The 25,591-nt window shown below is 64.0% G+C and carries 31 protein-coding genes and 1 tRNA gene; 22 read left to right on the top strand and 10 right to left on the bottom strand.

Going from position 1 to position 25,591, the window contains the following annotated elements:
- The 3 genes from HMPREF3115_RS32730 to HMPREF3115_RS31210 all read left to right on the top strand — a co-directional run.
- The coding region (locus HMPREF3115_RS32730; RefSeq protein ID WP_256276374.1) for a penicillin-binding transpeptidase domain-containing protein at positions 1–694 on the top strand (694 nt) is incomplete at its 5' end.
- Between the two features lie 212 nt (positions 695–906).
- Positions 907–1,314, top strand: coding sequence for a hypothetical protein (locus tag HMPREF3115_RS31205; protein WP_125902815.1), 408 nt, complete (start codon positions 907–909; stop codon positions 1,312–1,314).
- Between the two features lie 17 nt (positions 1,315–1,331).
- On the top strand, positions 1,332–1,733 hold the full coding sequence (locus HMPREF3115_RS31210; RefSeq protein ID WP_125902814.1) for a hypothetical protein: 402 nt from the start codon (positions 1,332–1,334) through the stop codon (positions 1,731–1,733).
- A 130-nt stretch (positions 1,734–1,863) separates the two neighbouring features.
- Here the strand turns inward: HMPREF3115_RS31210 and HMPREF3115_RS23235 are convergent, their stop codons facing one another.
- From HMPREF3115_RS23235 to mfd, 4 genes are all read right to left on the bottom strand, one after another.
- Positions 1,864–2,340 carry a DUF3574 domain-containing protein gene (locus HMPREF3115_RS23235; RefSeq protein WP_070556234.1) on the bottom strand — a complete coding sequence of 159 codons (477 nt, stop codon included), beginning with the start codon at positions 2,338–2,340 and terminating at the stop codon, positions 1,864–1,866.
- Between the two features lie 134 nt (positions 2,341–2,474).
- Positions 2,475–3,494 carry a threonine/serine dehydratase family protein gene (locus tag HMPREF3115_RS23240; protein WP_070556237.1) on the bottom strand — a complete coding sequence of 340 codons (1,020 nt, stop codon included), beginning with the start codon at positions 3,492–3,494 and terminating at the stop codon, positions 2,475–2,477.
- A gap of 61 nt (positions 3,495–3,555) precedes the next feature.
- Positions 3,556–4,776 carry an acetylornithine deacetylase gene (gene argE, locus HMPREF3115_RS23245; RefSeq protein ID WP_006408374.1) on the bottom strand — a complete coding sequence of 407 codons (1,221 nt, stop codon included), beginning with the start codon at positions 4,774–4,776 and terminating at the stop codon, positions 3,556–3,558.
- Between the two features lie 175 nt (positions 4,777–4,951).
- Positions 4,952–8,509, bottom strand: coding sequence for a transcription-repair coupling factor (mfd, locus tag HMPREF3115_RS23250; RefSeq protein ID WP_105752497.1), 3,558 nt, complete (start codon positions 8,507–8,509; stop codon positions 4,952–4,954).
- A gap of 19 nt (positions 8,510–8,528) precedes the next feature.
- Here mfd and ispD point away from each other — a divergent pair, with 19 nt between their 5' ends.
- On the top strand, positions 8,529–9,239 hold the full coding sequence (gene ispD / locus HMPREF3115_RS23255) for a 2-C-methyl-D-erythritol 4-phosphate cytidylyltransferase (RefSeq protein ID WP_006402218.1): 711 nt from the start codon (positions 8,529–8,531) through the stop codon (positions 9,237–9,239).
- Between the two features lie 29 nt (positions 9,240–9,268).
- The gene (gene ispF, locus HMPREF3115_RS23260) at positions 9,269–9,754 is read left to right on the top strand and encodes a 2-C-methyl-D-erythritol 2,4-cyclodiphosphate synthase (RefSeq protein ID WP_006408377.1); all 486 of its coding nucleotides are present in this window, start codon (positions 9,269–9,271) and stop codon (positions 9,752–9,754) included.
- A gap of 125 nt (positions 9,755–9,879) precedes the next feature.
- Here ispF and HMPREF3115_RS23265 read toward each other — a convergent pair whose 3' ends face one another.
- The 4 genes from HMPREF3115_RS23265 to ompR form a co-directional block, all read right to left on the bottom strand.
- Positions 9,880–10,407, bottom strand: coding sequence for a carboxymuconolactone decarboxylase family protein (locus HMPREF3115_RS23265; protein WP_006402220.1), 528 nt, complete (start codon positions 10,405–10,407; stop codon positions 9,880–9,882).
- 77 nt (positions 10,408–10,484) lie between these two features.
- A complete protein-coding gene (locus tag HMPREF3115_RS23270) occupies positions 10,485–11,033 on the bottom strand; it encodes a peroxiredoxin (RefSeq protein ID WP_004192241.1) in 549 nt (182 codons plus the stop codon).
- 188 nt (positions 11,034–11,221) lie between these two features.
- Entirely contained in the window at positions 11,222–12,583 is a 1,362-nt protein-coding gene (locus HMPREF3115_RS23275; protein WP_070556241.1) for an ATP-binding protein, read from the bottom strand.
- A 40-nt stretch (positions 12,584–12,623) separates the two neighbouring features.
- Positions 12,624–13,358, bottom strand: coding sequence for an osmolarity response regulator transcription factor OmpR (ompR, locus tag HMPREF3115_RS23280; protein WP_004192636.1), 735 nt, complete (start codon positions 13,356–13,358; stop codon positions 12,624–12,626).
- A gap of 257 nt (positions 13,359–13,615) precedes the next feature.
- On the opposite strand from ompR, the gene HMPREF3115_RS23285 reads away from it, so the two are divergent.
- From HMPREF3115_RS23285 to HMPREF3115_RS23295, 3 genes are all read left to right on the top strand, one after another.
- Positions 13,616–13,894, top strand: coding sequence for a hypothetical protein (locus tag HMPREF3115_RS23285; protein WP_006408379.1), 279 nt, complete (start codon positions 13,616–13,618; stop codon positions 13,892–13,894).
- Positions 13,895–14,016: 122 nt separating this feature from the next.
- The gene (locus HMPREF3115_RS23290; RefSeq protein ID WP_070556243.1) at positions 14,017–15,504 is read left to right on the top strand and encodes a DUF1800 domain-containing protein; all 1,488 of its coding nucleotides are present in this window, start codon (positions 14,017–14,019) and stop codon (positions 15,502–15,504) included.
- Between the two features lie 61 nt (positions 15,505–15,565).
- The gene (locus tag HMPREF3115_RS23295; protein ID WP_006408381.1) at positions 15,566–16,777 is read left to right on the top strand and encodes a DUF1501 domain-containing protein; all 1,212 of its coding nucleotides are present in this window, start codon (positions 15,566–15,568) and stop codon (positions 16,775–16,777) included.
- A 16-nt stretch (positions 16,778–16,793) separates the two neighbouring features.
- Here HMPREF3115_RS23295 and hpnD read toward each other — a convergent pair whose 3' ends face one another.
- Positions 16,794–17,627, bottom strand: coding sequence for a presqualene diphosphate synthase HpnD (gene hpnD, locus HMPREF3115_RS23300; RefSeq protein WP_065494702.1), 834 nt, complete (start codon positions 17,625–17,627; stop codon positions 16,794–16,796).
- A gap of 230 nt (positions 17,628–17,857) precedes the next feature.
- On the opposite strand from hpnD, the gene HMPREF3115_RS23305 reads away from it, so the two are divergent.
- The 6 genes from HMPREF3115_RS23305 to HMPREF3115_RS31225 all read left to right on the top strand — a co-directional run bounded on the left by HMPREF3115_RS23305 (position 17,858) and on the right by HMPREF3115_RS31225 (position 20,903).
- Positions 17,858–17,944: transfer RNA gene (locus tag HMPREF3115_RS23305), tRNA-Leu, on the top strand.
- Positions 17,945–18,117: 173 nt separating this feature from the next.
- A complete protein-coding gene (locus tag HMPREF3115_RS23310) occupies positions 18,118–19,308 on the top strand; it encodes a tyrosine-type recombinase/integrase (protein WP_070556245.1) in 1,191 nt (396 codons plus the stop codon).
- Between the two features lie 114 nt (positions 19,309–19,422).
- The gene (locus HMPREF3115_RS23315) at positions 19,423–19,722 is read left to right on the top strand and encodes a type II toxin-antitoxin system RelE/ParE family toxin (protein WP_043282337.1); all 300 of its coding nucleotides are present in this window, start codon (positions 19,423–19,425) and stop codon (positions 19,720–19,722) included.
- Positions 19,723–19,724: 2 nt separating this feature from the next.
- Entirely contained in the window at positions 19,725–20,030 is a 306-nt protein-coding gene (locus HMPREF3115_RS30040; protein ID WP_080594244.1) for an addiction module antidote protein, read from the top strand.
- Between the two features lie 100 nt (positions 20,031–20,130).
- Entirely contained in the window at positions 20,131–20,346 is a 216-nt protein-coding gene (locus HMPREF3115_RS31220) for a hypothetical protein (protein ID WP_125902812.1), read from the top strand.
- A 224-nt stretch (positions 20,347–20,570) separates the two neighbouring features.
- Positions 20,571–20,903, top strand: a complete 333-nt coding sequence (locus tag HMPREF3115_RS31225; protein ID WP_141751719.1) for a hypothetical protein — start codon at positions 20,571–20,573, stop codon at positions 20,901–20,903.
- A 27-nt stretch (positions 20,904–20,930) separates the two neighbouring features.
- Here the strand turns inward: HMPREF3115_RS31225 and HMPREF3115_RS23320 are convergent, their stop codons facing one another.
- A complete protein-coding gene (locus HMPREF3115_RS23320) occupies positions 20,931–21,209 on the bottom strand; it encodes a pyocin activator PrtN family protein (RefSeq protein WP_070556247.1) in 279 nt (92 codons plus the stop codon).
- 54 nt (positions 21,210–21,263) lie between these two features.
- On the opposite strand from HMPREF3115_RS23320, the gene HMPREF3115_RS31230 reads away from it, so the two are divergent.
- From HMPREF3115_RS31230 to HMPREF3115_RS32735, 8 genes are all read left to right on the top strand, one after another.
- Positions 21,264–22,121, top strand: a complete 858-nt coding sequence (locus tag HMPREF3115_RS31230; protein ID WP_200053104.1) for a hypothetical protein — start codon at positions 21,264–21,266, stop codon at positions 22,119–22,121.
- A gap of 36 nt (positions 22,122–22,157) precedes the next feature.
- Positions 22,158–22,592 (top strand): hypothetical protein, encoded by a 435-nt coding sequence (locus HMPREF3115_RS31235; RefSeq protein WP_141751721.1) that lies wholly within the window; start codon positions 22,158–22,160, stop codon positions 22,590–22,592.
- A complete protein-coding gene (locus HMPREF3115_RS23330) occupies positions 22,585–23,034 on the top strand; it encodes a hypothetical protein (protein WP_083302278.1) in 450 nt (149 codons plus the stop codon). Before HMPREF3115_RS31235 ends, HMPREF3115_RS23330 begins: the two co-directional genes overlap by 8 nt.
- Positions 23,027–23,314, top strand: coding sequence for a hypothetical protein (locus HMPREF3115_RS31240; RefSeq protein ID WP_141751722.1), 288 nt, complete (start codon positions 23,027–23,029; stop codon positions 23,312–23,314). Before HMPREF3115_RS23330 ends, HMPREF3115_RS31240 begins: the two co-directional genes overlap by 8 nt.
- Positions 23,307–23,600, top strand: a complete 294-nt coding sequence (locus HMPREF3115_RS23335) for a hypothetical protein (RefSeq protein ID WP_141751723.1) — start codon at positions 23,307–23,309, stop codon at positions 23,598–23,600. Before HMPREF3115_RS31240 ends, HMPREF3115_RS23335 begins: the two co-directional genes overlap by 8 nt.
- Entirely contained in the window at positions 23,597–24,304 is a 708-nt protein-coding gene (locus tag HMPREF3115_RS23340; protein ID WP_070556256.1) for a hypothetical protein, read from the top strand. Before HMPREF3115_RS23335 ends, HMPREF3115_RS23340 begins: the two co-directional genes overlap by 4 nt.
- 56 nt (positions 24,305–24,360) lie before the next feature.
- The gene (locus tag HMPREF3115_RS23345; protein ID WP_070556259.1) at positions 24,361–25,107 is read left to right on the top strand and encodes a hypothetical protein; all 747 of its coding nucleotides are present in this window, start codon (positions 24,361–24,363) and stop codon (positions 25,105–25,107) included.
- A gap of 185 nt (positions 25,108–25,292) precedes the next feature.
- On the top strand, positions 25,293–25,559 hold the full coding sequence (locus HMPREF3115_RS32735; protein ID WP_070556261.1) for a hypothetical protein: 267 nt from the start codon (positions 25,293–25,295) through the stop codon (positions 25,557–25,559).
- Positions 25,560–25,591 lie beyond the last annotated feature (32 nt).

The following is a 25,591-nucleotide window of genomic DNA, read 5'->3' on the forward strand; positions in this document are numbered from 1 at the left end:
TCTGCCGATGGCGCTCGGCGCCGGCCTCGTGACGCCGCTGCAGCTCGCGACCGGCTATGCGGTGTTCGCGAACGGCGGCTACAAGGTCGATCCGTATCTGATCGCCGAAGTCGACGACGCGCGCGGCCAGCCGCTGCAGAAGTCGCAGCCCGTGATCGCGGGCAGCACGGCGCCGCGCACGATCGAAGGCCGCAACGCCTACGTGATGAACAGCCTGCTGCATACGGTCGCGACGGCCGGCACGGGCGCGGGCACCAACGCGCTGGGCCGCAACGACCTGCAGGGCAAGACCGGTACGACGAACGACGCGAAGGACGGCTGGTTCGCCGGCTATCAGCAATCGCTCGTCGCGGTCGCGTGGATGGGCTTCGATCAGCCGAAGAGCCTCGGCAGCCGCGAATTCGGTGCGCAGCTCGCGCTGCCGATCTGGGTGAACTACATGCGTACCGCGCTCAACGGCGTGCCGGAGCAGCAGATGCCGATGCCGGACGGCCTGACGACGATCGACGGCGAACTGTATTACGCCGATCGCACGCCGGGCAACGGGTTCGTCGCGAGCGTCGACATCAATCCGGCGGCGAACGCGATCAGCGCGAACGATGCACTCGGCTCGGCCGGTGCGGAAGGGCTCACGCCGCCGCCGGTCACGCCGCAGGAGAAGCAGCAGATCATGGATATGTTCGAGAGCAAGTAAGCGGTGCGCTGTTCTTGATGCATGCGACGGGCGCCTTCGGGTGCCCGTTTTTTTGTTTGTTTCGGATTTTTGGGGAGCGCTGGGGGGGCAATGGCGGAGTTCGGCCGGTTTCTGACATTCGACATTGCTAGCTGAATCGTTGACAATTGCCATCGGATTCTTTCAACCTGCCTGTTCCTCATGGGATAGTTGCGAGCAACGGGAGAGGACGGATGCCGACGAACAACACGGTCGCACTCATCGTAGACCCTGATTTCGGCGCTCGTATCCAAGAAGTGGCCGCGAAAGTACGACACACATGGGTTGTTGCTACTCCCGCGAATGTTGTTGTTGCCGAGCAAATCTGGAGAGCATCGCCGAACCCATCCAGGCTCAACATGGAAGGCGGCGCTACCACGTTCATTCAATATGGTGTGGATCAAGAAAGCTGGTGCGATGCAATCCTCAATGCTGTCGACGAACACCACAATTGCCACTCGTACGATCCGGGTTATTCGATCCTGGAGGTCTATGGGATAACGCTTACCGAGCGACTACGGTCCGCGCTCGTCGAGCTAGGGTTCTCGTTTTTTTCGCCCACAGATTGGGGTTTTTGTGCTCGCAAGCCGCAACCTACCTGAGAGACCCGGGCCCCAATATGCGAAACGACAAAGACCGGGCAGCTTATTGGATTGCGTTCATTCTTGAACGCTGCCAATTTCCCAATGCCAATGCGCTAGCAGCCCAATTTGCGAACGCCAAAATCGTTGAGTTTTGTGAATGCGGGTGCAACAGTTTCGCACTGTCAATGACCACCCCCGACGAGGTGCCTAGAATAGCAACTAGCGGACACGGTTACGGTCTAGTGTTTGAAGCAGACTTCCGCGATCACAGTGGCTCTGAAGGGTTGCGGTCGCTTGAAATCCTTTTGTTTGCCGATAATTCAGGCCATTTGAGTTATGTTGAAATCGACTACTGCTGCAACGGACTGCCAATCCCTGAACGCTTGAACCTCGAATCCGCGCCCTATAACGTTTTCCGCGGTGCCACGCTCATCTAAACGTAGATCGCGGCTGACCTCGATCAACGCCGATTCTGGACCGCAGGTCTGCACCCCGGCAAGGTCCGCTTTCGGCGATGATGAACGTCGCTTCCGAGTTGACAAGCGCCGCCCAAGAATTCCCCGAAGATCAGAACGACGCACAAACGGGCACGAGCGTAATACCCACCGATTCCTGCTGAAACCGTTGCGCATACGCATCGCGGATCGCATCGAGCCGCGTGCGCGTGTCCGGCGTATCGTCGGCGACGATACGCACGACGAAGCTTGCCTCCTGCGTGATCCGCCCGCTCGCGTGATCGCGCCACTGTCCGTGCGTGTCCCAATACGTAAAGCCGTCGGGAAATCGCGGTGTGACGACATCCGCGAGGAACGCCGCGCGCTCCGCATCGGTGACGGGCGCGCGTCCCGCGATGTCGCGACCGAACAGCAGATCGGCCTGCAGCGCTGCGTGCTGGCCGGGCTGCGTACATGCGCCCGCGATGCCTGCGACAGGCGAGGGCGTGCCCGCGCAACCGGCGACGAGCGCGATTGCCGCGGCGCCGATCGCGAGCCGCGCGCGTCGTCGCCACGCGGCAGCGCGCATGCGCAGCCGCGCACACCGCATCTGCCCATTTCGCGCCCAGCGCGTTTCTCGCGCGTAAAACACTGCCCGTTCAACCACTTGCGGGCTTGTTCGGCGAGTTATCAACAGGGCTGTCAACACAAACTGGGGATAACCCTAGGTCGCTCGCGCGCGCGTCAGCGCTGCAGCTTCGCGTGCGCGAGATGCATGCCGAGCGTCGCCGGATCGGTATTCGTGCCCGACAGCAGCACGCCGACGCGCTTGCCTTGCAGCGGTTCGCGCAGCGGCCCGAGCAGCGCCGCGAGTGCAGCCGCACACGCCGGCTCGACCGCGAGCTTCAGGTTCGCGAACAGGAACAGCATCGCCGCGCGCAGCGCGTCGTCGGATACCGTGACGATCCGGTCGATATGACGACGGCACAGCTGGTAGCTGTATTCCTCCGTGTGCGGCGCCATCAGCGAGTCGGCGATCGTCTGCATCGCGCTCATCTTGATCGTGTGATTGGCCGCGAAGCTGCGGCTCATCGCGTCGGCGCCTTCGGGCTCGACGCCGTACACGTGCACGTGTGGATTCGCCAGACGCAGTGCGGTCGCGGCGCCCGCCGCAAGCCCGCCGCCGCCGATCGGCACGATCACCGCGTCGAGGTCGGGTGCCTGCGTCGCCCATTCGTAGCCGAGTGTCGCGGTGCCGAGAATCGTGTGATAGCCGTTGAACGGATGGATAAAGAAGCGGCCTTCCTCGGCCTCGATCCGCCGCACGATCTCGAATGCCTGCGATGCGCTGCCCGCGAGCACGACTTCGGCGCGGTACTGCTTGCATTGCGCGATGCGCGTCGGGCTCGCGGTATGGAACATCACGACCTTCGCGCCGTGGCCGAGCCGCATCGCCGCATACGCGACGGCCGCCGCATGGTTGCCCGCCGATACGCAGGTGACGCCCGCGTTCTTGCGCGCGTCGTCGAGCGCGAGCAGGTGCGTGAACGCGCCGCGCGCCTTGAAGCTGCCGCTCACCTGCAGCAGTTCGAACTTGAAGTTCACGTGCGTGCCCTCGAGCGACGGCAGATCGGCGCGCTCGAACACGGGCGTGCGCGCGACCCACGGCGTCAGCGCGAAATGCTGCGCGGCGATTTCGTCGAGCGTCGGAATCGGCTCGCCGTCGATCGTCGTATGAACGAAGCCCTGCGGTTCAGTCGACATGGCGTGGCGTGTGGCGGAGATGAACCGGCCCGCGCACACGGGCCGGCGGGCGAGAGAGCGGTCAGTGTGCGTCGACCGACATGCTGCGGATGAACTTGCGCAGGAACTGCTCGCAGGCGGCGAGCTGCGCGAGTTCGACATATTCGTTCGGCTTGTGAGCCTGCTCGATGTTGCCGGGCCCGCACACGACGCTCGGAATGCCCGCGCGTTCGAACAGGCCCGCTTCGGTGCCGTACGCGACCTTGCGCTTGTCCTGGTCGGCCGTCAGCGCCCGTACGAGCTGCGTGATCGCGGCCTGCTCGGTCGCATCGAGCCCCGGCGCGGCCGCGATCTTCGAGAACTCGATCGCCGCGTTCGGATGCTCGCGACGCATCTGCGGCAGCAGCGTCTCGTTCGCATACGCTTCGATGCGCGCGAAGATCTGCTCGGGGTCGAGCGTCGGCAGGTTGCGGAACTCGAAGTCGAATCGGCATTCGGCCGGCACCGTGTTGATCGCGTTGCCGCCCTGGATCGTGCTCGTCTGCGCGGTCGTGAACGGCACGTCGTACAGCGTATCGAACGGGCCTTCCGCGCGGAACCGATCGGCGATGTCGCGGATATGGCAGATCAGGCGCGCCGCGTACTCGATCGCGTTCAGCCCTTTGGGCGTGAGCGACGAATGCGCCGCATGGCCGCGCACGCAGCAGCGGTATGCGTTGATGCCCTTGTGCGCAATGATCGGACGCATGCTCGTGGGCTCGCCGACGATGCAGCCCGACGGCTGCACGCCGCGCTTCACGAGATCGGCGATCATCAGCGGCGCGCCGGCGCAGCCGATCTCTTCGTCGTAGGACAGCGCGAAGTGAATCGGCTTCGCGAGCTTGGTCGCCTGCATCTCGGGCAGCAACGCGAGCGCCGTGCCGATGAAGCCCTTCATGTCGCAGGTGCCGCGGCCGTACAGGCGATCGTCGCGCACGTCCGGCGCGAACGGATCGCTGTCCCATTGCTGGCCGTCGACGGGCACGACGTCGGTGTGCCCCGACAGCACGATGCCGCCGTTCGTCGAGCCGTCGTGCGCGGGCACGGTCGCAAACAGGTTCGCCCAGCCTTCGCGCGCATCGCGCGTGATCGTCGACGCGATGCCTTTCGCGGCGAGCGCGTCACGCACGGTCTCGATGAGCCCGAGGTTCGGCACGCGGCTCGTCGTGTCCATCGACACCAGCTGCTTGACCCAGGGCAGGCCCACGAGTGCGTGATCGCGTGAATCGGCGGCCGGTTGGGTCGTCGCGTCGAGAGTGGACATGGCAGAACTCCGTCAGATGAATGGGAAAATCATACTCAAAAACGCCCCGGCCCGCCTTCGTCGCACGCAGTGCGGTGCAGCATCGCCGCGCCGTATCGCCGCCCGCAAACGGGCCTCCGATGCGCGGACCATGCCGCACACCGTCGCCCGTCGCGCGCGGGCCGCGCGTTGCGCGTCAACGTGCGGCGCTTGCCGCGTCCTGCCGATGCCCGAGCGCGCGCAGCGTCTCCTTGATCGTCGACACGCGGATCGCGAGATCGGGCGAGCGCGTTTCGATGCGCAGCTTGTCCTGGCCCGCGAGCTTGATGTGCCGATGCTTCTGCACCATCTCGATGATCCGCATCGGATCGATCGGCGGATTCGGCACGAACTGCAGCCCGATCGCGGCTTCGCTCGCGTCGATCTTCACGATGCCGAGCGGTTTCGCGGCGAGCCGCAGCCGATGCGTTTCGACGAGCGCCTGCGCCTGCGGCGGCAGCTTGCCGAAGCGGTCGATCAGCTCTTCCTGAATGCCGTCGATCGCATCGGCGTGCTCGCAGTTGGCGAGCCGCTTGTAGAGCGACAGCCGCTCCTGCACGTCCGCGCAGTAGTCGGCCGGCAGGATCGCGGGCGCATGCAGGTTGATCTCGGTCGTCGCGGCGAGCGGCGCGGTGAGGTCGGGCTCCTTGCCGTTCTTCAGCGCCTTCACCGCATCGTTGAGCATCTCCGTATAGAGCTGGAAGCCGATCTCGTGGATCTCGCCCGACTGCTTGTCGCCGAGCACCTCGCCGGTGCCGCGGATCTCGAGATCGTGCATCGCCAGATAGAAGCCCGAACCGAGTTCCTCCATCTGCTGGATCGCCTCGAGCCGGCGCTGCGCCTGTTTGGTGAGCGCCTGCGGATCGTGGACGAGCAGGTACGCATACGCCTGGTGGTGCGAGCGGCCGACGCGGCCGCGCAGCTGGTGCAGCTGCGCGAGACCGAACTTGTCCGCGCGGTGCATGATGATCGTGTTCGCGCTCGGCACGTCGATGCCGGTTTCGATGATCGTCGTACACAGCAGCACGTTCGCACGCTGCGCGACGAAATCGCGCATCACGCGCTCGAGCTCGCGCTCGTGCATCTGGCCGTGCGCGATCACGATGCGCGCCTCGGGCACGAGTTCCTCGAGCATCGCCTTGCGGTTCTCGATCGTCTCGACCTCGTTGTGCAGGAAGTACACCTGGCCGCCGCGCTTGAGCTCGCGCAGCATCGCCTCGCGGATCACGCTTTCTTCCTCGCGGCGAACGAAGGTCTTGATCGCGAGCCGCTTCTGCGGCGCGGTCGCGATCACCGAGAAATCGCGCAGCCCTTCGAGCGCCATCCCGAGCGTGCGCGGAATCGGCGTGGCGGTCAGCGTCAGCACGTCCACTTCCGCGCGCAGCGCCTTCAGCGCTTCCTTCTGGCGCACGCCGAAGCGGTGTTCCTCGTCGATGATCACGAGGCCGAGCCGCTTGAACTGCACGTCCGACGACAGCAGCTTGTGCGTGCCGATCACGATGTCGACGCTGCCGTCGTTGATCTGCGCGATCGCCGCGTTCACTTCCTTGGTCGTCTTGAAGCGCGACAGCTCGACGATGCGCACCGGCCAGTCCGCGAAGCGATCGGCGAAGGTCTGCGTATGCTGCTCGGCGAGCAGCGTGGTCGGCGACAGCAGCGCGACCTGCTTGCCGCCCATCACCGCGATGAACGCCGCACGCAGCGCGACCTCGGTCTTGCCGAAGCCGACGTCGCCGCACACGAGGCGGTCCATCGGCTTGCCGCTCGTCATGTCGCCGATCACGGCCGCGATCGCCGCGGCCTGGTCGGGCGTCTCCTCGAAGCCGAAGCTTTCCGCGAACTTCACGTAGTCGCGCGGATCGAGCGCGAACGCATGGCCTTCGCGCGCCGCGCGGCGCGCGTAGAGGTTCAGCAGCTCGGCCGCCGTATCGCGGATCTGCTGCGCAGCCTTGCGCTTCGCGCGCTCCCACTGGCCGGAGCCGAGCGCATGCAGCGGCGCGCTGTCGGGATCGGCGCCGCTGTAGCGCGAGATCACGTGCAGTTGCGCGACGGGCACGTACAGCTTGCTTTCGCCCGCGTATTCGAGATGCAGGAATTCGGTTTCGCCTTCGCCGAGATCCATCGACACGAGGCCCATGTAGCGGCCGATCCCGTGCTGCGCATGGACGACCGGGTCGCCGACCTTCAGCTCGGACAGGTCGCGCACCATCGCGTCGACGTTGCTCGCCTGTTCCTGCCGGCGGCGGCCCGCGCGACGGCCGAGCGCGCCGTACAGCTCGGTCTCGGTGACGATCGCATAGCCTTCGCCCGGCACCGCGAAGCCGTTCGCGAGCGGCGCGACGCCGAGCGCGAAGCGCGCGTCGCTCTCGAGCCAGCCGGCGAAATGATCGTTCGACGCGGGGCGCAGACGATGTTCGGCGAGCAGCTGCAGGATCGTCTCGCGGCGGCCTGCCGACTCGACGGTCAGCAGCACGCGTTTGCCGGAAGTCTCGACGAAGGTACGCAGCGCGGCGAGCGGATCGTCGGCATGACGGTCGACGGTCAGTTCGGGCAGCGCGGTCGCCCAACCGCCGGCCGGCTGCGCGGGCAGCACGAGACGCGCGAACGGCTTGGCGAGCGTGAAGAAATCGTCGTCCGACAGGAACAGCCGCTGCGGCTCGAGAATCGGCCGCTCGCGGTCGTGCGACAGGAACGCATAGCGCTGCCTGGTATCGGCCGTGAAGCGGCGGATCGCCGCGTCGAGATCGCCGGCGAACACCAGATGCGCGTTCTGCGGCAGATAGTGGAACAGCGTCGCGGTTTCGTCGAAGAACAGCGGCAGGTAATACTCGATGCCGGCCGACGGCACGCCGTTGCCGATGTCCTTGTAGATCGGCGCGCGGCTCGGGTCGCCTTCGAACGTTTCGCGCCAGCGGCTGCGAAACGCGGTGCGTGCGGCTTCGTCGAACGGGAATTCGCGGCCCGGCAGCAGCCGCACGTCGCGCACCGGGTAGAGACTGCGCTGCGTGTCGGGATCGAACGCGCGGATCGAGTCGACCTGATCGTCGAACAGGTCGATCCGGTACGGCAGCGGCGAGCCCATCGGGAACAGGTCGATCAGCGAGCCGCGCACGCAGTATTCGCCGGGCCGCACGACCTGGCTCACGTGTTCGTAGCCGGCGAGCGTGAGCTGCGATTTCAGCTTCGCTTCGTCGAGACGCTCGCCCTGCGCGAACGCGAACGTATAGGCGGCCATGAACGACGCGGGCGGCATCCGGTACAGCGCGGTCGTGGCCGGCACGAGCAGGATGTCGCAGCGGCCTTCGCCGAGATCGTGCAGCGTCGCGAGACGCTCCGACACGAGATCCTGGTGCGGCGAGAACGTGTCGTACGGCAGCGTTTCCCAGTCCGGCAGCAAGCGCACGCGCGCGTCCGGTGAGAAATAGCCGATTTCCTGCGAAAGACGCTGCGCGTCGACCGCGTTCGCGCAGATCACGGCGAGCAGCGGCACGTGTTCACGGTTGTCGGCGAGGTAGCGGGCGATGGCGAGCGCATCGGCGGAGCCGTGCGTGCCGTCGAAGGCGAACCGCTGGCCGGGCTTGACGCGGGCAACGGGCGAAGCGAACGGGGTGGAAGCGTTGTCTGGCATAGGGACGGCAGGGTGGCGGACGCGCGCGCATGGCAAGGCGGCGGCCGAGACGAAAGACCTATTATAAAATCCGCTTCTCGATTTCACCTTTCCGGCGTTCTCCTTCGTGACTCCCCGACTTTTCGCCCTGATTCCCTGCGCCGGCACGGGCAGCCGTTCCGGCTCGGCCGTGCCGAAGCAATACCGGACGCTCGCCGGCCGCGCGCTGCTGCACTACACGCTGGCCGCGTTCGACGCGTGCAGCGAATTCGCGCAGACGCTCGTCGTGCTCGCCCCCGACGACACGCACTTCGATGCGCGCCGCTTCGCGGGGCTGCGCTTCGCGGTGCGCCGCTGCGGGGGCGCGTCGCGGCAGGCCTCGGTGCTCAACGGGCTGCTCGGCCTTGCCGAATTCGGCGCGGCCGATCACGACTGGGTGCTCGTGCACGACGCCGCGCGCCCGGGCATCACGCCGGAACTGATCCGCACGCTGGTCGCGACGTTGAAGGACGATCCGGTCGGCGGCATCGTCGCGCTGCCCGTCGCCGATACGCTCAAGCGCGTGCCGGCCGGCGGCGACGCGATCGCGCGCACCGAGCCGCGCGACGCACTGTGGCAGGCGCAGACGCCGCAGATGTTTCGCATCGGCATGCTGCGCGACGCGATCCAGCGCGCGCAGCGCGAAGGGCACGACCTGACCGACGAGGCGAGCGCGATCGAATGGTCCGGCCATACGCCGCGCGTCGTGCAGGGCAGCCTGCGCAACTTCAAGGTCACGTATCCGGAAGATTTCGCGCTGGCGGAGGCAATTCTCGCGCGCGCCGCGAACGCTTCGTGATTGTCAATTTCTCCTCAATCGGAACACGCATGGATTTCAGAATCGGACAAGGCTACGACGTGCACCAGCTCGTCGCGGGGCGCCCGCTCATCATCGGCGGCGTGTCGATTCCGTACGAGCGCGGCCTGCTCGGCCACTCGGACGCGGACGTACTGCTGCACGCGATCACCGACGCGCTGTTCGGCGCGGCCGCGCTCGGCGACATCGGCCGTCATTTCTCCGACACCGACGCCGCGTTCAAGGGCGCCGACAGCCGCGTGCTGCTGCGCGAATGCGTCGCGCGCGTGAAGGCGGCCGGCTTCGCGATTCAGAACGTCGACAGCACGGTCATCGCGCAGGCGCCGAAGCTCGCGCCGCACATCGAAGCGATGCGCGCGAACATCGCGGCCGATCTCGGGTTGCCGCTCGAACGCGTGAACGTGAAGGCGAAGACCAACGAGAAGCTCGGCTATCTCGGTCGCGGCGAAGGAATCGAGGCGCAGGCGGCGGCGTTGCTCGTGAAGCAGGGCGCGTGACAACGGCGTGCCGCGCAGCGCGGCAGCCGGCGCTGCACGGCGCCCGGAAAAGCGAAATGCCACGCGGATGCGTGGCATTTTCGTTTGCGGCGCACGTCCGGCGAGGCCGGACGCTGCGGTATCGCTTATTCGCCTTCAGCGGCGATGACCTGCGCGGCGGCGTTGATCACCGACGCGATGCGGCCGACGTCGCGCAGCTGCGTGACGGTCATGCCTTGCTCGTTCTTCAGCAGCGCATAGTGCGACTTCACGCAGAAGTGGCACTTGCCGACGATCGATGCGGCGAGCGCGTACATCTCGAACTTGCGCTTGTCGACACCGCCGTGCGACGCATAGGCGCCCATGCGCAGTTCGGCGCGCTGCGTCTTCAGATCGGCGTCGTCGGCCATCTCGACGTACGGATACCAGGTGTTGTTCATCCCCATCAGCGCGGCCGCGGTCAGCGCGGCATGCGTTTCTTCGGGCGACAGCACGTTCGCTTCGCGGATCGTCTTCACGAGCACCGTGCTCTTCGCGGCGACCGCCGCGGCCAGCGCGACGCCGACCGCATCGTTGCCTTCGAGCGACGAGCGCGAGATCGTGCCGTCGAGGTTCAGACGGATGTCCTTCGCGTAGTCGGGAATACGTGCCTTAATCGAATCGATGAATTCCATTGATATCTCCTATGAGTTGGCCGTGAAAAAAGCCCGCAGGCAGGACGCGCGCCGCGGGCTTTCGTGCATCGATGCGCTTACAGCGTTGCGCCGCCGATTGCGCGGTTGCACGGGCACAGTTCGTCCGTTTGCAGGCCGTCCAGAATGCGCAGGATTTCTTCCGGGCTGCGGCCGACGTTCAGGTTGTTCACCGAAACGTGCTGGATCGTGTTGTCCGGATCGACGATGAACGTTGCGCGCAGTGCGACGCCGGCTTCCTTGTCGCGCACGCCGAGCTGGTCGATCAGTTCGCCCTTGACGTCGCCGAACGAGTAGTGGTTCAGCTTGTCGAGGTCCTTGTGCTCACGACGCCATGCGAGCTTGACGAATTCGTTGTCCGAGCTGCCGCCGAGCAGAACGGCGTCGCGCTCTTCGAACTGCTTCGCGAGCTTTGCGAATTCGACGATTTCCGTCGGGCACACGAACGTGAAGTCCTTCGGATAGAAGTAGATGATCTTCCACTTGCCCGGGAACGACGCTTCGGTGACGGTCTCGAACGCCGACTGGCCGTTTTCCTCGTGATTGTTGAAGCCCGGCTTCGCGGCTACGACGGTGAAAGCTTCGAGTTTATCGCCCACGGTTTTCATGCGGATACTCCTGTATGAGTTGGGAAGAAGACTGAGTCAAGCTACCTCGGTGCTGCAACGATCATGTGACAGCATGGGGAGACTATAACACTATTAGTGAAGCGATTCAATAGATTTTGACTAACACTCCCCATAGATTTTCTCAACCGCGGCGATAGTGTGACGCGCAATAAACGTGCGCGCCCGCGTCATGCGGTCGCGCGCAATTTGCCGGTGCCGGGGAATTCGAGCGTGACTTCCAGCCCCGCTTCCGGGCTGCGGTTGCGCAGGCGCAGCGTGCCGCGATAGCGGCCGACGAGGCGCAGCACGATCGCCATCCCGAGGCCGGTGCCGTCGGCCTTCGAGCGTTCGGCGTCGACGCGGTAGAACGGCCGCATCACGAGCGGCAACTGATCTTCGGGAATGCCGGGGCCTTCGTCGCTGACCGACAGTTCGACGCGCGCATGCGACACGCGCGTCTCGAGCGTGATCCGCGAGATGCCGTCGTGCTTGCTTTGCCCGTATTTGCGCGCGTTCTCGACGAGGTTGCCGACCACGCGGCGCATGTCGGTTTCGTCGGCCTCGATGATCGCGGCCGGCGCGAGCCGCAGGCGGATCTCGACGCCGTCCTCGCTCGACACGCGCGCGGCCACGTCCTGCGCGACCGTCGACAGATCGACCGGCTCGGGCTTGCGCTGCGTCGGCCGCGCGTAGTCGATGAAGGCGGCGATGATGCGGTCCATCTGCTCGATGTCGTCGACCATCGCGTCCTTGGTCGCCTGATCGGACGGACTCATTTCGGTTTCGAGACGCAGCCGCGCGAGCGGCGTGCGCAGGTCGTGCGAAATGCCGGCGAGCATCAGCGCGCGGTCGGCCTCGAGCTGCTCGAGGTCGCGCACCATCTGGTTGAAGCTGCGGTTGGTTTCGGCCGCGACGCCCATCCCGCGCTCGGGCAGCGGCTCGGGCGCCTGGCCCGAACCGACCTGGCGCGCGGCGAGCGCGAGCCGCGAGAACGGCCGGTTGACGAGGCTCGTGATGAACGCGGAGCCGAACAGCGACAGCGCGAGCGCGAACAACCCCCAGCCGGCCCACTGCAGGCCCGTGACCGTATCGAGCTGATCGCGGTCGAGCGCGACCCAGTAGTCGTCGTCGTCGATCTTGAAGCTGATCCACACGCCCGGAATGTCGTTGACCGACTGTGCGATCACGGTATCGTCGCCGAGGCGGCTGCGGATGTCGTGTTCGATCAGCCGGTTCAGCGATTCGTCGGGCTGCAGCCGGAACTTGTCGGTCTTCTCGCGCGGGTACACGCGCACGCCTTCGTTGCTCTCGAGATCCTGCAGCAGCGCGCGGCGCAGATCGGGATCGGAGTAGAGCAGCGCGGTGCGCGTGAGCTTCACGATCGCGACGAGCTGCAGCGCGACGCGCTGCGCGCGCGGCTCGCGCTCGATCACGCGAAAGCTCTGAAACCACGCGGCGAGACTGACCGAGATCAGCAGCGCGATCAGCAGGAAGGTGCGCCAGAACAGCCCGCCGAACGCGAGCTGCAGAAGGCGCCGGTCGATACGCATGGGACGGGCCGTGAGCGGGCGAAACCGGAAAGAAGGACGATCAGGCGGCGCCGTCCGGGATGAACACGTAGCCGAGACCCCAGACGGTCTGGATGAAGCGCGGGCTGCCCGGATCGGGCTCGATCAGTTTGCGCAGACGCGAGATCTGCACGTCGAGACTGCGGTCGAACACTTCGTATTCGCGCCCGCGTGCGAGCTCCATCAGCTTCTCGCGCGACAGCGGCTGGCGCGGATGACGCGCGAACACTTTCAGCACCGAGAATTCGCCGGTGGTCAGCGGAATTTCCTGGCCGGATTTCGTCAGCGTGCGCGTCGCGAGGTTCAGCGAGAACTCGCCGAACTCGAACACCTCGGTGGTTTCCGACGGCGCGCCCGGCAGCTCGGCCGGCGCCTGGCGGCGCAGCACCGCGTGAATGCGCGCGACGAGCTCGCGCGGGTTGAACGGCTTCGGCAGGTAGTCGTCGGCGCCCATCTCGAGGCCGACGATGCGATCGACGTCTTCACCTTTCGCCGTCAGCATGATGATCGGCGTGCGGTCGTTGCTGCCGCGCAGACGGCGGCAGATCGACAGGCCGTCTTCGCCGGGCAGCATCAGGTCGAGCACGAGCAGGTCGAAGCGCTCGCGCACCCAGAGCTTGTTCATGGCGGTCGCGTTCTCCGCGACGTAGACGTTGAAGCCTTGCTCGCCGAGATAGCGGCGCAGCAGATCGCGCAGGCGCGGGTCGTCGTCGACGACGAGAATCTTGGAGGGGTTTTTCGTTTCCATGAGCGGCATCTTATCGCGAATGAGAAATGGCGCGCCGTCGAGGATTTTGGCGCGTTACAGTCAGTTACAAAATTTACCCGTGGTGTCGCGCGGAGTAAAGGCAGGCTATAGAGATTCCTTTACTCGAAGCCGAAATTCGGTAGATACTCGCTGCACTCCATCTTTCATCTTTGCACACCCGAATTCCGCAGGGTTTTTCTAGTACCAGAGGTAGCCGGTTGCCGCGTGACGAAGGGAACAAATCGACCAAAGAAGCGAGGACGGTCATGCGATCTGCCCGGATTGCACTGATGCTGACGATCGCGCTCGCCGGTCCGTATGCGTCGAACTTCGCGTATGCGCAACGTCCCGAGCACGGCGCATGGTCGCGCAAGGCGCCGCGCGGCAAGGCGCCGCAGCCCGATCGCGCCGCCGATCCGTCCGTCCGTTCCGCCGTGCCTCCCGATCTCGAGCAGCGCCGCCGCGACGGCCACATGACGCCGGAAGAGCGTCATCTGCTGCGTCAGCACATCGAGGACGCCGTGCGCGAGCTCTACAAGCGCTGAGCGCGCCGTCGTCTGCGCCGCGCTGCGGAAATACACGGTAGCAATTTCTCCGTCAACGCCGCGGCGATGCGTGCCGTTGAACCGGCATTCGCACGCTGCGTGCGTTTCCGGAGCCGATCACGATGGAAGCGAATACAGCCGGCGCGGCATCGTCGCCCGCGATGCAGACGCCGCTCGATGCCGACGACGCGTTGTTCTTCCTCACGCGCACCGGCTTCTCGCCGGCGCCGGCAGACGTCGCGCGGGCGGTCGGCATGACGCGCGCGCAGCTCGTCGCCGACACGCTCGGCAACATCCGGCGCACGCCGGTCACCGCATGGCCCGACTGGATCGACGAGCCGCCGCCGCCGCGCGCGCTGCGCCGTGCGCTCACGCCCGACATGCGGCGCGAAGCGCGTCGGCTGCGCGATCGGCGTTACGACGCATTACGGGCCGCGTGGGTCGGCGAGATGGTCGCGACGCCGTCGCCGCTCACCGAGCGCATGACGCTGTTCTGGCATGGTCACTTCACGTCGGGACAGGACAAGGTGCCGTACCCGCAGACGATGGCCGCGCAGAACGCGCTGTTTCGCCGCGAGGCGCTCGGCAATTTCGGCACGCTGCTGCATGCGGTCGCGAAGGATCCGGCGATGCTGCAGTACCTCGACGGCGCGAGCAATCGCAACGGGCGACCAAACGAGAATTTCGCGCGCGAGGTGATGGAGCTGTTCACGCTGGGCGAGGGGCACTATACGCAGCGTGACGTGACCGAAGCGGCGCGGGCGATGACCGGCTGGACCGTCGATCCCGATACGCTGCGCTTCGTCGTGCGCACCGACTGGCACGACGCCGGCGACAAGACGATACTCGGCGAGACCGGCCCGTTCGACGGCGACGCGTTTCTCGACATCCTGCTGAAGCAGCGCGGGACCGCACGCTTCGTCGCCGCGAAGCTGTGGCGCGAGTTCGTGTCCGACACGCCCGATGCGCGCGAGCTCGAGATCGTCGCCGACCGCTTTCGCGCGAGCGGCTACGACATCCGCGCAGCGCTCGCCGCGCTGTGGTCGACCGATGCGTTCTGGGATCCGCGCAACCGCGGCGTGCTGGTCAAGTCGCCGGCCGAATTCGTCGTCGGGTCGGTGCGGATGTTCGACGTCGCGTACGGCGATCCGCAGATGCTCGCGAACACCGTGCGCACGCTCGGCCAGAACCTGTTCTATCCGCCGAACGTGAAGGGCTGGCCCGGCGGCGCAATGTGGATCAACAGCACGACGTTGCTCGCGCGCAAGCAGTTCGTCGAGCAGCTGTTCCGCGCGACCGAGACGGCCGGCATGCGCGCGGGCGTCGCGGCGAATGCGCCATCACGCGCCGGGCCGTCCGTCGCCGCCGCGATGACGAGCGGTGTGGCGGCGTGGCCGGCGTCGCCCGCGCGCGGCGGCCTGCGCTTCGATCTCGAGCGCTGGCTTGCGCAGTACCGTGCGCGCCCGCAGGCGGTCGTCGGGCTGTCGACCGAGCTGCAACTGCAGCATGCGGTGTTGCCGGTGCCGCCGGTCGCCGCGATCGACACGGCGTCGACAGGCAGCGCGTATCTGCAGGCGCTGCTGATGGACCCGGCCTATCAATTGAAATGACGACGACACGGGCCGTTGCCGCTGCGGCGCGCAAGCCGCGCGGCAGGCCGAAGGATGCATGATGAACCGACGAGATTTTCTGACGCTGACCGGAGCCGCAGCCGCGGCGGGCGTGTCGCTATGGCCCTCGGTGTCGCGCGCGGCGGCTGCCGGGCAATCGTTCGCGGCCCGCTATGAGAACGTGCTGATCCTCGTCGAGCTGAAGGGCGGCAACGACGGGCTCAACACCGTGGTGCCGTACGCCGATCCGCTCTATTACCAGTATCGGCGCAGCATCGGCGTCAAGCGCGACCAGGTGCTGCAGCTCGACGCGCAGACCGGCCTGCATCCGTCGCTGGCGCCGTTGATGCCGCTGTGGCGCGACGGGCAGCTCGCGATCGTACAGGGCGTCGGTTATCCGCAGCCGAACCTGTCGCATTTCCGTTCGATCGAGATCTGGGACACCGCGTCGCGCGCCGACCAGTATCTGCACGAAGGCTGGCTCACGCGCACGTTCGCGCAGGCGCCCGTGCCGCCCGGCTTCGCGGCCGACGGCGTGGTGCTCGGCAGCGCCGAGATGGGGCCGCTCGCGAACGGCGCGCGTGCGATTGCGCTCGTCAATCCCGCGCAGTTCGTGCGCGCGGCGCGGCTCGCCGAACCGTCGTCGCTGCGCGAACGCAATCCGGCGCTCGCGCACGTGATCGATGTCGAGAACGATATCGTGAAGGCCGCCGACCGGCTGCGTCCGCGCGGCGGCATGCGCGCGTTCGCGACGGCGTTTCCGGGCGGCGCGTTCGGCACGTCGGTGAAGACCGCGATGCAGGTGCTGGCCGCGTGCGATGCGAACGGGCGCGGCACGCAGGACGGCGTCGCGGTGCTGCGGCTGACGCTCAACGGCTTCGACACGCACCAGAATCAGCCGGGCCAGCATGCGGCGCTGCTCAAGCAGTTCGCGGAAGGGATGACGGCGCTGCGCGGCGCGCTGATCGAGCTCGGGCGCTGGGATACGACGCTCGTGATGACCTACGCGGAGTTCGGGCGGCGCGTGCGCGAGAACCAGAGCAACGGCACCGATCACGGCACGGCCGCGCCGCACTTCGTGATGGGCGGTCGCGTGATCGGCGGCCTGTATGGCGCGCCGCCGGCGCTGGCGCGACTGGACGGCAACGGCAATCTGCCGGTCGCCGTCGATTTTCGTCAGCTTTATGCGACCGTGCTCGGCCCGTGGTGGGGCCTCGATGCGACGAGCGTGCTCCAGCAGCGCTTCGATACGCTGCCGCTGCTGAAGGCGTGATGCCGGTCGCGCCGCGTCAGCGACGGCGCGCGGCGCGCCAGGCGATCCACAGCTTGCGGATCGGCGTCAGCGCGATGCGCTGATGCAGCACCTGATAGCCGTCGCGCTCGATTTCGTCGAGCAGCGCGCGCGCGAGCGCGATCTGCGCACGCAACGTGCGTTGCGCGCGGCGTTCGGCGGCCGGAATCGCAGCGTCGGCTGCGTCGAGCGCTTCGCGCGCGCGGGCCGTCTGGAACTGCATCAATTCGGTGAACGCGGGGCTGTAGCGCCGGTTCAGCAGGTCGGCCGCCGTCACGTTGTAGCGCTGCAGTTCGTCGATCGGCAGATAGATGCGGCCGTGGCGCGCGTCGTTGCCGAGCTCCTGCACGAACTGCGCGAGCATCAGTGCGCGGCCGACGTCGGCCGCCCAGGGCTGCGGGGCGCCCGGTTGCGCGGCGGCCGCACGTGCGACGAGCGCGGCGAACGTGCCGCCCACCTGTGCGACGTAGCGCTGCAGATTCGCAAAGTCGAGATAGCGCGCCTGCTCGAGATCCATCCCGTAGCCGTTCACGAGCGTGCGCAGCGCGTCGGCTTCGGCGGCGATCGACGGATGGTGCCGCGCGAGCGCCTGCGTGACCGGATGCGACGGCTGGCCGTTCGCGAGCGCCGCGAGTTCCTTGTGCCACCACGCGAGCTTCGTGTGTCCGACGGTCGGGTCGCTGATTTCCTTGACGGTTTCCTCGAGTTCGCGGCGCAGCGCGAACAGCGCGGTCAGGCGCGGCTCGACCGCGGCCGGCGCCTGACGCAATGCGTAGTAGACGCTGGAGCCCGCGGGGGCGGCCTTTTGCTGGCAGTAATCGTCGAAGTTCACGGGGCAGATTCGGGTCGGGGCAGGGACGGACGCGCACGGCCGGTGCCGCGGTCACGTCGAGCGCGGCATTCTAGCACCGCCGACCGCGCGGTGCCGGCGAGCGAGACAACGCCGCGCAGATCGGGTAGAATCTCGCGCTCGCCTGATCGGGGCGCCGGTGTCGCCGGCCGAAAACCCCGACGTGCGGGGCGCAGACGATGTGCCCGCGCGCTCTGGCGACGCAAGGATCCGCGTGAGTGGCGAAATTGGTAGACGCACCAGGTTTAGGTCCTGACGCCCGCAAGGGTGTGCCGGTTCGAGTCCGGCCTCACGCACCACATATACTCCCAAGCAATCCAATGTTTGGCCAAAAAGCCCCGTCAGTCAAGTACTTACGGGGCTTTTTGTTGCCAGCGTTGCCCATCGTTTCCCATTGACACCCACAGTATCAGGGGGCATCGTAGGGGGCAGTTTCCGATATTTTGGGGCATCGAAATGCCCCCATGCCCAAATGCCCCTTACCGATGTCGCTGTTCGCGCGGCGAAGCCTCGCGAGAAGTCCTATAAGCTGGCCGATGGCCAAGGCATGTACCTCGAAGTCATGCCGAACGGGTCGAAGTACTGGCGGCTGAAGTATCGCATCGATGGCAAGGAGAAACGGATGGCCCTCGGGGTCTATCCGGCCGTGACGTTGCTCGCTGCCCGGAAGGCCCGTGACCAGATCAAGGAGCAGTTGCGCGCCGGTCTCGATCCATCGCACGAAAAGAAACGCGCGAAGGCGCAGCGCAGTCTGGATCGCGCGAACTCGTTCGAGCCGATCGCGCGGGAGTGGCATGAGCAGAAGAAGGGCGCTTGGAGCGAGCGACACGCTGACCGGATCATGAAGTTGCTCGAGCGAGAGCTGTTTCCGGTGCTCGGCGCGCGACCCATCGCCGAGATCACGGCGCCCGAGTTGCTGGCGGTGATTCGTAAGATCGAGGCTCGCGATGCAATCGAGCTCGCGCACAAGGCGATTCAGGCGACGAGCCAGATCTTCCGATATGCCATCGCCAGCGGTCGGGCAGAGCGAGACCCGGCGCCTGATCTCCGCGGCGCACTCAAGACGCGCACCGTCGTACATATGAAGCGCGTCAGCGAGGCTGAGCTGCCGGAGCTGATGCAGAAGATCAACGCGTACGAAGGTGACTACCAGACTCGGCTGGCGCTGCAGTTCATGGCACTGACGTTCGTCCGAACGAGCGAGCTCCGGTTCGCTGAGTGGACCGAGATCGATGAGAAGAAGAAAGAATGGCGCATCCCGGCCGAGAAGATGAAGATGCGCGCGCCGCACATCGTGCCGCTGTCGAAGCAGGCGCTTGAGGTTGTTGCGAAGCTGCGCGAACTGAACGGCCATAGCCAGTTCCTGTTTCCGAGCCGGTCGAGTTCGAAGAAACCGATGAGCGAGAATACGATCCTGTATGCCCTGTACCGAATGGGCTACCACTCACGGATGACGGGGCACGGCTTCCGTGGTCTCGCGTCGACTATCCTGAACGAGCACAATTTCAACCGGGATTGGATCGAGCGGCAGTTAGCTCACAGCGAGCGGGACGGCGTCCGGGCTGCGTACAACCATGCGGAGTACCTGCCGGAGCGCCGGAAGATGATGCAGTGGTGGGGCGACTACTTGGGCAACGCTGATTCAAACCTAGTTGCCCGCTGACGGCTAATTGCACCGATGCAGCGCGAGAGAGTGGTTGTCATACCACTAAATTGCTAGCCCATCGATTGAAGAAACCTATTTGCTACAATGTATCCGTGCGGATACAGTTGATCCATGAACACGATCAACCAAACTGACGAGTTCCAGGAATGGCTCCACGATCTGAAGGACAAGGTCGGAAAGGGTGCCATCCTCGGTCGAATTACCCGCGCTCGTGGTGGGAATTTTGGCGACCATAAGGACTTGGGTGATGGTGTTTGGGAGATGCGGATCGATGTAGGGCCTGGTTACCGCGTCTATTTCGGCCGCGAAGGCAAGGTGGTGTACTTGCTCATTTGCGGGGGTGATAAATCCTCTCAGGACAAGGATATCAAGCACGCAAAGGCGATCTGGGAACAACTGAGGAAGGAGTAGCCATGACAACAACCGAAGCGATCAAAGTGACGCCCTTTGATGCATCGGAATACCTTGACGACGAAGACACGATCGCCAGCTACATCAGCGCAGCGATTGAAGCAGACGACCAAGATGTTCTTCTTCTAGCTCTCGCTGACGTCGCGAAAGCCAGAGGCATGGCTAAGGTAGCAGCCGATGCTGGATTGGGCCGAGAGAGTCTGTACAAGGCTCTGCGGCCAGGTGCGAATCCTAAATTCGACACCATCAAGAAGCTAATGCATGCTCTGGGGGTTACATTCACTGCAGTCCCCAATCGAAAGAGCTGAGCCGCCCTTGTGCAGAATCGCAAGCCCCGCGCCCCGAGCGGGGCTTTTCACATCCGGCGGACTGCGCGATGATGACGAGTCGCGTGACTCGGAGCATGCCATGCCTGCCATCAAGCTGCGTATCCCTCGAGAAGACGTTTTCGAGTTCAACGGCGATCTGTCCGCCTGGTCGGCCACCACCGGCGTCGATCCCAAACTGGCAGTTGCCCCTCAGATGGAGACGACAAATCCTGAGTCGCCGACGCTGTACTCTGCCTTCGTCGACGAACGCTTCTTCGAGCAGTATCCGCGATGGCGCCAGTTCGCCGTGCATTGATCGACTCCCGTTTGATCGGCTGACGCGTCGAACATCAAGAGTGCGGGCGATGCTGCAGTTCTATCCGATGGAGGAGTTGGACATCGAGCCGGCGCTCGATCGCCTGTAGACGGATGCGCCGATGGCGAGCTGTCACGGTAAGGAGACTCTATGTACGCTGCCGATGCTTATCGCGCAAGAAGGAGATCACAGGGATTGATCGGCCTTCGATCGCAGTGGTCGTATTGGTTTCGATCGTCGGTTGTTTCGAGGTGATTCGATGGATGATGGGCGCCGGTGTTGCCGCACTGACCTCATCGCTTTACGGAATTGCTGCCGTGTGGGGTGGTTTCTGGACTATCAATGATATGCGTTCATTCGAACCATTCGTCGATGTGCGAGCTCAGTTCAAAGCGGCCGAACGTCGCCAGCGAACCACTCAGGAGGAACTGCGTTGCGTAGGGGATATCCTGCGGTCCGATCCTGAGCTTGCCCGGCGCTATGAACAGTTCAAGCAGTGTAAGAAAGCGGCGCTCTTGGATCCGGACAAGCCTGGCTTGATTTTGCCTTGGCCGTGATCGAGTGGATGGAGGACGGGATCCCAGCTACTCGGCATTCCATTTCGTTGCATGGAACGACTCGTACTCCTTGATAGCGGCGGCGCGTTGCTTGTCGATGAATGCCGCGAGGTCCGAGATGTGGACTCCCTTTGCGCCTTTTTGCGATTTTTCCATTCGAACTATCGGGAGCCGGATTTCGCCGGCGCCGATCTTCCGCAGCAATGTCGCGACCGTGAGCGGGGCGAAGTAGTCCCGGCAGACATCTTCGATCGGAATGATCGCGCGGGCATCATATTGGGCCAAGAGGATAAAGACGGTCTTCATAGGTCGGGAATGATATTGTCAGACGTTGCACGCCGATCGACATTGCAGAGATTCGTGTTCAACACTATCGAGGTTCCCATGTCGAAGCGCCAGATGGATTTTGCACGTGGCTTGAAGGATCCGGTCGTCGTGCGGATCGCGCAGATGCATGAGGCTCAGCGAACCGCGAAGCGATGGATCTCGTGGGAGGAGTATTTCCCGCCGCGACCTGGCGATGCCGAGCGTCGAGCCTACGATCATGAAGTGATCCGGAGTAGCAAATCAAAGCTTGCACGAGCGCTGCAGATTCTCGATGCAGTTTGCGTTGCTGCAGCAGCACGCGGGTTCACGACGAGGATGGGATATCGCTGTCATCACCTTGACCTGATCCGCGACGAGGCAGCAGTAAGAGTGCGTGTTCTCGAACGAGGGTTCCGTGCAGACACGACGAAGCTCGCACAAGAAGACTGGGATCGAGTTCTGGATCAAGGCGTCCTCGGTTCCGGCCTTCTCGAGCTCATCATCGACGAGTACTCTGATCAGGCGAAGCGATTTAAGGATCATCAGGATTCCAACGTTCTCGACCGGCTCTCCGACATCGTGGCCGCGATCGAGACTCGTCATGTTGAATCGCTCGAACGTCTACGGCGAGAGCGACGGCGCGACGAGGCAATCCGGCAGATACGAGAAGAGGCTGCTGCGCGGGAGGTTGAGCGGAAGCTGGATCAGCGTCGCGTCGACGATCTGCTGAAAGAGGTGCGCGATTGGAACGATGCCGACCTGATTCGTCGATACGTGCAGTCGCTCGATCAAAGACATGCGGCCGACACACAGCCGACCGAGGACTATGCCTCGTGGCGCCAATGGGCACTTCAGACTGCCGACGAGTTGGATCCGAGCTCGAGGCATTTCCCGCAGCAACAGGAGCCGTGACGACTGCGAGCGCGTAAAAATCCGCTTGACGCCTCGGTGACACGTGGCTATTCTGAAATCGCCGCTGAGACAACAGCGGACGGGTTTGGCGACCTGACGATATTGGCGGACAACCGCCGCTGCGCGGTTTTTTTACGTCCGTATGCCTTCGCACGTCCAGTCAATGGGTGGGCCTGGGTGGGGAGACCTTCGGGTCTGCCGGTTCCAATGTCCCGGTTCGCCAACCTCGCTCAGCGCCTGCCCACCCCGTTTGGCGACGGGAAGCAGGTCTTCAATTTCGACATTGGAGGTCGCATTATGTTGCGCCACGTCCCAGCTCGTCCTGAGCAAATTCAATCCCCACTCGAAATTATCCGTGACGCTCTGCGTGTCGCGGCGACCGCACCAACTGATCGCGATGCGCTCGATGCGACCGGTGAAGCGCTTCGCCGTCTTGCCGATCTGGCTCGTGTGGAGGTGCGCAATGGCTAAGCGAACCATCACCCACAGCGACCTGATTGCCTGTTTCCGAGCGGCGGCGGGCAGTAGCAAGGCTGACTGGTCGCCGCATCGCTTCCTCGCAAATCTGGTGGGTGCACTCGAACGCGACCACGAAGACGTGGCGAGTGCTCTGTATGACGCCGCTGGACTTGCACAACCGGACGGTGCCAAGCCCGAAGGGGTGAAGTCGACGGCCCCAGAAGCATCGATGTACCGGATCGACGAATCTGATCTCTTGGATCTCGCGGCGAAGTTTGAGCAGGCAAGCACCTTGTTCGATGCGATCGAGGACGAGGTAGAACCAGAGACACGCGCCTATCATTTGGCGACGATCGGCTTATTCCTGACGTCTGGAGCAGCACGCGGCATCAAGAAAATGATGTTGGCTGACGACCCGCGCGCGGGCAGCGATGTCGAGGTGTGCCATGACTGACATTCGTGCTCTGAAGACCTCTCCCGAGCTGCTTTCTAGCAGCAGTGCAGTGACCAGTTTTCTGTCGATCACTGCAGGCTTGCCGCTGGTAGATGCCCTAGAAGCCTCGTCCTGCCATCTGGCGATTGCGCGCGACGTGCTGAACGAGACTGCCTCCAATAGCGCCGCAAGCTCGAGCCATTTGTATGCCGTTCTCACGTCCGTAGAAATAGCCAAGGGCTTGCTCGATGCCGCTGTCACGGCTATTGCGCGCGATGGCAAGGAGGCGCGCCATGATTAACGATCGCGTGCCGGCCGGCACACTCAAATGGCTCGGTGACTCGCTGCTTTGCGATGGGGCGCCGGCTATTTTTCAACTCATGCGCTGTGACGGGCGAATCGACACGATGCCGCTCCGCGAGTGCCTCGCGGTCGCTGATCGGATCGACCCATACGGCCGCAGCCGGATCGTGTCGGCGCTCGAGTACGGCTTGCAGCACAATATGCTTGCTAACGAGGACCGCGACGCTTGGGCGACCGAGCGCACGCGCGTTCTTTCACTGTCGACTACACAGCGGGGGGAATGATGTCGAAGGGGGAAAAATCCAAACGTGCTCGCGCGCGGGCAGACCGCTTGTTCCGCGGTTTGAGCAGTGCTACGGCTGCCCGCGACATTGAGCCCGTGGTCCGAGTCGACTCGAACGACACCGCCGACACTGGGTATCGCTCAACGCACTTGTCGAATCCGTTTGGGAATGATTTCGCTGATCGGATCGAACTTGATGAGGACGTTGCAGCGCGAATTTTCACAATTCCCCGCGGACTGGAAATCCCGAGCGGCTACGAATCCGTCGAGGACGTGCGCGAGGCAATGCGTCGTGCGTGGGGCGTTGAATGGGGAAATTTTGAGGCAAATACCGTCGACATTCTGTTGCCTGCGGGCTGGACCGTGCAGGGCTCGAAGGAGGGGCGCTTTCAGTTACATGGCGACTACGGTGTCCGCGCCACGTGGGATCGGGCAGCAGATCCGAAGGTTACCCTCCTGACTCGATATTTCGTCGATCAGAAATTCGATCCGAAAGACAACCATTGTCAGCTCGTTGTGTTGGATCGTCAGTACGAGCTCAAGCGGTGCCACTGGTCATATTGGTACCCGCAAAGTGGCAAAAATCATCCTCAGTGGGACGAGATGCATCAGTGGATCGCGCGGAATTGGCCGGACAATGGCGATCCGCTGAGGTGCTGGGATGACTGCGAAGAGAACAATGATCGGTGGCTGGAGCAGAACTAGAATTGGTTCATCAGTTTTCAACCATTCCAGAATGATAGTTATGTGAGGGAGATAACGTGGGATACGACGACGAAGATTTCGGGGCGACGTATGCCGGGCACGACGAGATTAATCATCTCTGGGGGCTGAGCGATGATTTTTCCGTTGTGGATGCTGCTGCGCTTGTGGCGGGGTATGAGCCGACATTTGTTGAAAGGCACAAGAACGATACCTTTTTCGATAAGGTATACCCAAATTACGCAGTTGCATTTAAGGCCCTTATGAGCGCGATCACGAGTGACCGCCTTCGCGCGAAGATCAGATATTCAGCACGGGAATATGGCTATGCAGACCAAATGGCCGATCTAGAATACTCCGAATCGCAGTTCGTATCGGCATACGGCACCACCGCGGATGACGATGAAACGTTGTCGGAGGACAAGTCGTGCTTCTACAAGCCATTTCCGGATTGGTCATTGACGACAGTTTCACGAGACGACCTCGTTTCCTGGCTATCCAGTCGCGGCGTGAAGTCCGGCTTCTTTTTTCCGGAGTCCTCGAGCGAGGAGGCATACCTAGATGCTCGGCATCCGCGCTATTCCCCAAAACTCGCTGCCGCAATCAAGGTTTGGCTCGCTATGGAGGATGGCAATCTATATGAGGGCAAGGCGGTCCTGAAAACCATGGAGGACTGGTTGTCGAGTCGCTACGTGGAACTCGGTCTAGTCTGGGAGGGGAAGATCAACAAGGCTGCGATTTCAGAGTGCGCCCGAGTTGCTAACTGGAAGACCAGCGGTGGAGCGCCCAGTACCCCAGGTTCTTGATAACCATGGGTATGCTGTATGTGTTTGATTATATGTGAAAATGTTTCCTGAAGGAGGCGATGGCGATGCTGTAGGCGGCCACTGCCTTGGGAGATGTGGGTTAGGTTTTCTTAACCCTCTCTCCTATTTTGTGTTCTGCGCTTTTTCTACCATTAGCTCACGATCACTTCCCAACGCGAGCTAACGTGAAAAAGACAGCAGCGCCAGCCGATTCCGGCAAGCCGACCGAGCCGATCCTCCCGCGGGTCGGCCTCTCCAAGTGGTCGCAGATCGCGCCCTTTATTCCGATGTGCCGCGAGTCCTGGAGGAAGCTGGGGATCGCCGGCAAGGCTCCCCAGCCAATCCGGATGAGCCGCACGCACTCCTGCTACAGCAACGCCGAGGTGCACCGCTGGCTGGCCGATCCGCTCGGCTATGCCGCGGCTCCTCAGGAAGGGCGGGAGGCGGCGTGAAATCACAGCTCGATCCCACTGCGACAACTGCG

Source organism: Burkholderia sp. HMSC10F09, assembly GCF_001806955.1.
Classification (GTDB): domain Bacteria; phylum Pseudomonadota; class Gammaproteobacteria; order Burkholderiales; family Burkholderiaceae; genus Burkholderia; species Burkholderia multivorans.